At 58.7% G+C, this 6,329-nt stretch carries 4 protein-coding genes; all 4 read left to right on the forward strand.

The annotated features are described in order from the left end of the window. Positions 1-757: 757 nt before the first annotated feature. The 4 genes from BMZ23_RS14520 to BMZ23_RS14535 all read left to right on the forward strand — a co-directional run bounded on the left by BMZ23_RS14520 (position 758) and on the right by BMZ23_RS14535 (position 6,229). Positions 758-3,955, forward strand: a complete 3,198-nt coding sequence (locus BMZ23_RS14520) for a helicase-related protein (RefSeq protein WP_093479003.1) — start codon at positions 758-760, stop codon at positions 3,953-3,955. After that, positions 3,952-4,776, forward strand: a complete 825-nt coding sequence (locus BMZ23_RS14525) for a DUF4391 domain-containing protein (RefSeq protein ID WP_093479006.1) — start codon at positions 3,952-3,954, stop codon at positions 4,774-4,776. Before BMZ23_RS14520 ends, BMZ23_RS14525 begins: the two co-directional genes overlap by 4 nt. Before the next feature lie 61 nt (positions 4,777-4,837). Continuing rightward, complete coding sequence (locus BMZ23_RS14530; RefSeq protein WP_245748254.1) at positions 4,838-5,929, forward strand: Abi family protein; 1,092 nt, start codon at positions 4,838-4,840, stop codon at positions 5,927-5,929. Between the two features lie 9 nt (positions 5,930-5,938). After that, a complete protein-coding gene (locus BMZ23_RS14535) occupies positions 5,939-6,229 on the forward strand; it encodes a hypothetical protein (protein WP_245748255.1) in 291 nt (96 codons plus the stop codon). The last annotated feature ends 100 nt before the right edge of the window (positions 6,230-6,329 follow it).

Genomic DNA, 6,329 nt, shown 5'->3' on the forward strand with positions numbered 1-6,329 from the left:
GCCAGGAAGCGTTCCCGGCGGGTAACCTTTTTCTTGTTCTGATGCTCGGCTTGGGCGAAGGTGATCTGCTTCATCGGGTGGCTTGGCTGAGGTAGTGGCAGTGTCTGGTGATTATACTCGGGGCTGGACACTCAGGTGGATGGCTGATTTGTGCAGCGTTTCCCTAGCTATGTTTCGGCCTGTTGGTAGCCTCAACATCTGTTCCTTCGGTGCGGTTTTGATCGGCCAGTACAATCAGTTTGCGACATAGATACGCACGCTATAGGGTGCGAACCTGAGTGCGAACCAACTGCGTGGTGCCAGGCCAACGCGCAGGTGAGTCCGACACCAAGTCATCTACCTGAGCTACGTGCCCGCGCTGGGGTGTTAACGCTGTTAACTTGCTTTGCCGATTAACAGTCCACGCGTACTGCGTTTCCGTGGATACCTGCTTGGATACCTCTGTCCCTCGGCCTCGCGCGCGCGCGTACTGTTCTCGAAACTCCTGCTGATTTTTCTCAGGGTCGCCATGTCGATTCTTATGAGGCAAACTGATACCAGTCGTCGCGTGGCTTGCCGTCACGCTCTGAATCACCATTGGAAGGTTGCTCCCGTCGCTGCTTCTCTATTTGCTAACAGCAGGTCAGGTGCAACTGATACTGATACGGACGATCCATCGATGCCCCAGGACCAAGCCACCATTTGCACAATGCCCAGGACTTGAATCCAACGTCATCAATGCTTGACCAAACCGTGCGCTGAAGTAAGGACGCTGCCGATGAAGTTGATCCAAAACACGGGTGCAGACCGGGTTGTCGATCTGATCAGTCCCAACCTTGCCAAAGGCAATCGCCTAAGTTGCGTGACCCCCTCGTTCTCTTTGTTCGCGTTTGCCGAATTGCGTAAGGCACTGGCAGAGTTGGAGCGTGTGCAATTGATCCTGCCGGCAGAGGATGAAAAGCTGGGGCTACTGGGTGGCGAAGGCGACCGATCTGCGCGCAATCGACTACAAGCGCGCTGGCTGGCAAACCAATGTGCTGAATGGATCGATAACAAGGTGGAATTGCGCCGGGCAGCCGGCGCAGTGCCTCAGGGCGCGGCAGTTATGTCTGGGCCGGACGGCGCACCTGTGCAAGTGGTGTTGGGATCATTCGCCCTGACCACGGATGGGCTTGGGCTGACCCCCGGCAATCCGTTGAGCCTTATTCAGGCCTCTGAGTCCCCTGCAGAAGCCGCACAGCTTGCCGCCTGGTTCGATCAGCACTGGAATGTCTTGCATGACCAGCCGGAAGCAGGCATTGCCCTGGCAGAGACAATGCGTGCCTTGGGGGCGCACCGTGACCCTTATCTTATCTACACACTGATATTGCATCACCTGTTTCGTGAAAGCGGTGATGAAATGGACGAGGACCGAATCGTCAAGTCCGCTACCGGTATCCGCAATACCGTGGTGTGGAAGAAGCTGTTCAAGTTTCAGCGTGATGGCGTAGTGGGCGCCATCGACAAGCTGAACCGCTTCGGTGGCTGCATCATCGCGGACAGCGTCGGCCTCGGTAAGACCTTCGAAGCCCTGGCGATCATCAAATACCACGAGCTGCGCAACGATCGTGTTCTGGTGCTGGCGCCCAAGCGTCTGCGCGACAACTGGACACTCTACAAGGCCAACGACAAGCGCAACATTCTCGCGGCGGACCGCTTCAACTACGATGTCCTGAACCACACCGATCTGTCACGGGACGGCGGCACCTCAGGCGACATCGATCTGTCGCACGTGAACTGGGGCAACTACGACCTGGTGGTGATCGACGAGTCGCACAACTTCCGCAACAAGGCGACACACAAGGGCAAGGAGTCGCGCTACGACCGGCTGATGCGTCGGATCATCAAGGAAGGGGTCAAGACCCGCGTCCTCATGCTGTCGGCCACGCCAGTCAACAACCGGCTTGCAGACTTGCGCAATCAGATCGCCTTTGTCACCGAAGGCGATGACACCGCCTTGCTGGAGCACGGCATCGCCAGTATCGAGGCGACCACCCGCAAAGCCCAGGCCCAGTTCAACCGTTGGTTGGCGATGGACGAGTCCGAAAAGACGCCATCGAAGCTGGTTGAAATGTTGGGATTCGACTATTTCACGCTGCTGGACCACCTCACCATCGCTCGCTCGCGGCGGCACATCGAGAAATACTACGGCACCAGCGAAACCGGCCGTTTCCCGGATCGTCTTGCACCCATCAACATCAAGGCGGATGTTGACCTCGCCGGCGAATTTCGCGCCATCCGCGATATCAATCTGGAAATCCGCCGCCTCACCCTGGCCAGTTATGCGCCCCTGCGCTACGTCCTGCCGCATAAGCAGGCGGCTTATGACGCCAAGTACAGCACGCAGGTTCGCGGCGGCGAGGGCTTCTTCCGCCAGGTGGACCGCGAAGAGAGCCTGATTCACTTGCTTCGCGTCAATGTGCTAAAGCGCATGGAAAGCGCAGTGTCGTCGTTCACGCTGACGGTTCAGCGGCAGCTCAAGGATGTCGAGGCAACACTGGCGCATATCGATGCCCATGATGCTGAGCTCGAGGAAATCGACATCGCCGACGTCGATATAGACGACCCGGCTTTCGAGGCCCTGCTGGTTGGGCGCAAGGTCAAGGTGCTGCTTGGCGATGTTGACCTGGTCCGCTGGAAACAGGACTTGATCGAAGATCGCAACCGGCTGGCCACTCTGCTGGCCGCTGCCAAGCAGGTCGATGCCAGCCGTGATGCCAAGCTGGCCGCATTGCGCCAGATGATTGATGACAAGTGCCGCCAGCCGATTAACAGCGGCAACCGCAAGATCATCGTATTCACCGCCTTCTCGGATACGGCGCACTACCTTTACGCGCAGCTTTCCCCCTGGGCCAAGAGTGCCTTGGGTATAGATTCCGCGCTGGTGACCGGCAGCGCCGGCATACAGACTACCTTGCCCGGTTTGCGCAAGAGCATGAGCGGTGTGCTGTCCGCGTTCGCCCCGCGTGCCAAGGAGCGCCCAGAAGAGCTCGCCGCTGAAGGCGAGATCGATTTGCTGATTGCCACCGACTGCATTTCCGAAGGCCAGAACCTGCAAGACTGCGATTGGCTGATCAACTACGACATCCACTGGAATCCGGTGCGTATCATCCAGCGCTTTGGACGTATTGACCGTATTGGCTCGCCTAACGAGCGTATCCAGCTGGTCAACTTCTGGCCCAACATGGAGCTGGAGGAGTACATCAACCTGGAGCAGCGGGTCAGCGGCCGCATGGTATTGCTCGACGTGTCTGCCACCGGCGAGGAAAACCTGATTGAACAGCAATCCGGCAACCCGATGAACGATCTGGAATACCGGCGCAAGCAACTGCTCAAATTGCAGGATACGGTCATCGACATGGAGGACCTGTCCACCGGGGTGTCAATTACCGACCTGACCCTGACCGACTTCCGCATCGATCTGGCACAGTACCTGAAGGCGCACCCCGGCAAACTCGACACCCAGCCGCTCGGCGCCTATGCCGTCACCACCACCCTGGATGCCGATATTTCGCCGGGCGTGATCTTTTGCCTGCAAGCCTGTGGTCCGGCGGCCCACAAAGCCAAGGAGTCTGACTACCCGCTGGCGCCGCACTACCTTGTTCATGTCGGTGACGACGGTGCCGTGTTGCTGCCTTACCCGCAAGCCAAGCGTATCCTCGACCGTCTCAAGCGCCTTGCGTTGGGCCGTGAAACACCCGACACGGGCGCCTGTGCCCGGTTCGACAAGGCGACCAGGCAAGGGGAAGACATGCGTCATGCCCAGAAGCTGCTTGCCGCAGCGGTTGCGTCGGTTGCTGGCAAGAACGAGGAACGCGCCGTCGCCAGCTTGTTCACGCCGGGCGGCACCCACGCCATCAAAGGTGAGTTCGCCGGCAGCAATGACTTCGAGGTGGTGGCGTTTATGGCGATCCTGCCAGAGAGCGAGACGCCATGACGGCCAGCCCCGCATCAACCCTTTCGGCGCAAACCCTTATCCAAGCCTTGCACCTGCCCGAGGGTTGCCGGGTGGATCAGCGCGTCCCCAAGAAATTGCTGCTGGAGAACGGCGCCCCCACAGTGGCAGACAAGCGCCTGATTACGGAGGCTATCGAAGAGATCCAATGGGTCGCCGCGCTCAAGCCCAACACCATCGGTGTGCCTGACTACCGGGATGAGTTGCGTGAATACCTGGAGATCGCTGTGCTGGCAGTGACTGTGCGGGGTGTCGTTAAACCTGCCAGTCAGTCGCGGCTTGCCGAGCTGGTGCACCGAGCCGTGCCTTATCCGGTGCTGTTGCTGATGATGGAAGGGCAATCGCTAACCCTGTCGCTGGCACACAAGCGCTGGGCACAGAACGAGGCCGACAAGGTGGTGCTCGACGGTAGCCCACAATCGTTAACAATCCCTGGCTTGCCGCCCGAGATTGGTGCGCCGAATGCAGCAGAAGCCGCTACCGCCGCAGAGTCGGCCTTTGTTCAGTCCCTGTCGATTATGCGCCAGCCCCAAGTTACCCTGTACGCCTTATATCAAGGCTGGGTCGATTGCCTCCAGGCCTTGCTCGCTGCCCGGTTGACCGGCAGTTATCAAGCATCGACCACCCCAGAACAGGCCGCAAAGCGACGCCAAGCCTTGGCAGATTGTGAGCGGCTTGAGGCAGAAATCAGCCGTCTGCGGGCGCAGGCAGCAAAGGAAAAACAACTGGCACGTCAGGTGGAATTGAACCTGATGCTTAAGCGTGTGCAGGCCGAGTTGGCCGCCGTAAGGGGGGCTTTGTGACGCGGCGCCGACAAATTCATGCCCGTGCGGCCTTGTCCTGCAGGCAGGCACTGCCTATACTTTGCGGCAATACACCCGCCAAGCCTATGACTGTTTCGGCAGACACGCTCAAATCGTGCGGGTTTTTTATTGTCTGCAGAAAGCGGGGAGCGGCATGAGGCCATTCAACAAACCCGCAATTACCGTTGCCCAACAAATCGCTCTGCTCAAAGCGCGTGGCCTGTCAATCCACGATGAAGCCAGAGCCGCACTCTTTCTCGAAGCCGTCAGTTTTTTTCGTCTTACGCCCTACATGCGTCCCTTTCAGGTAGCTGATAATCCCGATCACGCATTCTTGCCCGGTACCGGATTTCGCCGGCTCAGCCAACTGTACGACTTCGACCGTCGCCTGCGACTGTTGGTGATGGATGCCATTGAGCGAGTTGAAGTCGCGGCCAGAGCGGCTATTTCCAACCACATGGGGCCATTCTATGGTGCGCACTGGTATCAGCAGCGAGATCTGTTCAAAAACGGCTATGACCATGCCCGCTTGTTGAGCGCCATCGAGAGCGCCCAACAAAAAGCCCTGCAGGACTACCAGCGCGAGGTCAATCGTATCGACAGGCTCGCGCACGCCAGTGAGGCGCGTAAAGCAGCACTAAGGCAACGGCGTGCCCAAGAGAGTTACGCCCGCCACTATGCACTGAATTACAACACACCCGCCCTGATGCCCGGCTGGGCCATGCTCGAAGAGCTGAGCCTGGGTGAACTGTCCCATCTGTATCGGGGGCTTGCCAAAGACAGTGATCGGAAAGCTATAGGCCAGCGTCTGAGCGTGCCAGCGCCATTATTGGATTCCTGGCTGCATACCTTGACCGTGGTGCGTAACATCTGCGCCCACCATGCCCGGCTGTGGAACCGTGAGCTGGGCATCAAGCCCGAACAGCCAAAGCAGGCCAACGTCATATGGCCGGGCTACCTACATCAGAATAGTCAACACACCCGCATTGCCGTGGTGCTGGCAATACTGCACCACCTAATGCAGCAGGTCAGCCCGCATACCCACTGGCACCAGCGCCTGGCCGATGTATTGAACGAATATCCCGACATAGCAAAGCCAGCGATGGGCCTGCCGGACAACTGGCAGGCAGACGCCTTTTGGCAGACTGATTAAGGAACCACCATGAAAAAAATCGACATCAACAGCCCCGAGGCCCAGTCCGCCGATCTGGTGGCGGGCAACATCGACCAGCTCAAGGCCCTGTTCCCGGCGCTCATTACTGAAGGCCCGAACGGCACGGCGGTGAACGTGGATGTGCTCAAGGCGCTGGTGGGTGACCAGACCGTCACCGATGCCGATGAGAAATACGGTCTCAACTGGCACGGCAAGCGCCGCGCGCGGCAATTGGCGCTGACACCGAGTACCGGCACTCTTCGGCCCTGTCCGGATGACAGCGTGGATTGGGAAATGTAGTGGTCTAATGAAACCGGACACCCACTTAGGCGACAATGCTCGCCATTGAGAGGTGTTCGATGACTAGAAAGCGACGTACGTTTACCCCTGAATTCAAACA

This window comes from Halopseudomonas yangmingensis, assembly GCF_900114825.1.
Classification (GTDB): domain Bacteria; phylum Pseudomonadota; class Gammaproteobacteria; order Pseudomonadales; family Pseudomonadaceae; genus Halopseudomonas; species Halopseudomonas yangmingensis.

Coding starts and splice junctions, on each gene's coding strand:
- BMZ23_RS14520 (WP_093479003.1), top strand. CDS start 758: ATGAAGTTGATCCAAAACACGGGTGCAGACCGGGTTGTCGATCTGATC.
- BMZ23_RS14525 (WP_093479006.1), top strand. CDS start 3,952: ATGACGGCCAGCCCCGCATCAACCCTTTCGGCGCAAACCCTTATCCAA.
- BMZ23_RS14535 (WP_245748255.1), top strand. CDS start 5,939: ATGAAAAAAATCGACATCAACAGCCCCGAGGCCCAGTCCGCCGATCTG.